Annotated in this window: 1 protein-coding gene; it reads right to left on the minus strand. The window is 68.9% G+C overall.

Features of this window, described 5'->3' with window-relative positions; translation table 11 throughout:
* Positions 1 to 1,115: DEAD/DEAH box helicase (locus DD1DGNOD_RS08325; RefSeq protein ID WP_131769829.1), on the minus strand; the 1,115-nt coding region annotated here is incomplete at its 3' end.
* Positions 1,116 to 1,435 lie beyond the last annotated feature (320 nt).

The raw sequence follows: 1,435 nt of genomic DNA on the forward strand, positions 1-1,435 counted from the left end.
ACGACGACCGTGCCGACGGTGTCGTAGCCGGCGCGGCCGGCACGCCCGGCGATCTGGTGGAACTCCCGGGCGCCGAGGTGGCGCGTCCGCGTTCCGTCATACTTGGACAGGGCGGTGAACACGACCGTACGGATCGGCACGTTGATCCCGACGCCGAGGGTGTCGGTGCCACAAATGATCTTCAGGAGTCCTTCCTGGGCGAGCAGCTCCACCAGCCTGCGGTACTTCGGGAGCATGCCGGCGTGGTGGACGCCGATGCCGTGCCGGACCAGGCGGGACAGGGTCCGGCCGAACCCGGCGGTGAACCGGAATCCGCCGATCGTCTTGGCGATGGCGTCCTTCTCCGCACGGCTGCACACGTTGATGCTCATCAGCGACTGGGCGCGTTCCAGCGCCGACGCCTGGGTGAAGTGGACGACGTAGACCGGTGCCTGGTGGGTGCTCAGCAGCTCTTCCAGCGTCTCGTGCAGCGCAGTGGTCACGTAGCGGTGGAACAGCGGTACCGGGCGTTGCGCGGACCGGACGACGGCGGTCGGCCGGCCGGTCCGGCGAGTCAGATCCTCCTCGAAGCGGCGGACGTCACCGAGGGTGGCCGACATGAGGACGAACTGCGTGTCCGCGAGCTCGAGCAGCGGCACCTGCCACGCCCAGCCGCGGTCGGGATCGGCGTAGAAGTGGAACTCGTCCATCACGACCTGCCCCACCTGGGCGGCCGCTGCGTCCCGCAGGGCGATGTTGGCCAGGATCTCGGCGGTGCAGCAGATGACGGGGGCGGTCTCGTTGACGCCGGCGTCCCCGGTCATCATCCCCACACTCCCCGGGCCGAACGTGGCGCACAGGGCGAAGAACTTCTCCGACACCAGCGCCTTGATGGGCGCGGTGTAGAAGCTGCGCCGGCCGTGGGCCATCGCGGCGAAGTGGGCGCCGGTGGCCACGAGGCTCTTGCCGGACCCGGTCGGGGTGGCCACGATGACGTTGGATCCGGACACCACCTCGATGAGCGCCTCGAACTGGGCGGGGTACAGGGTCAGACCCTGTCCCTGCGTCCACGCGGTGAACGCGTCGAAGATGCTGTCGGGATCGGGGTGCGCGGGCAGTTGGTCGGCGAGCGTCATGATAGGTCCGATCGTGCCTGACGAACTGTGTCCGGCAAACTCCTCCGCCCGATCGCCGGCTGCGGGACGGACCACGGGACCGCCGGGTCGTGGGCGTGGTCCTGCCCCGTTCGCTGCTCGGACGCCGTTGTTCAGCGGCCTTCTGGTCGGCTCGTCCGGCTGGTGGGTTTGCTCGGTTGATCGGGTTGTCCGGCTGTGGGTTTGTCTGGCTGGTGGGTTTGTCCGGCTGGTCGGCTCATCTCGGTGAGCTGCTCAGGCGTTGTTGTTCAGCGGCTTTCCGGTCGGCTCGCCCGGCCGGTCAGCTCGTCTCGGTGACCTGA

It is taken from the genome of Candidatus Protofrankia californiensis (genome assembly GCF_900634765.1).
GTDB classification, from domain to species: Bacteria; Actinomycetota; Actinomycetes; order Frankiales; family Frankiaceae; genus Protofrankia; species Protofrankia californiensis.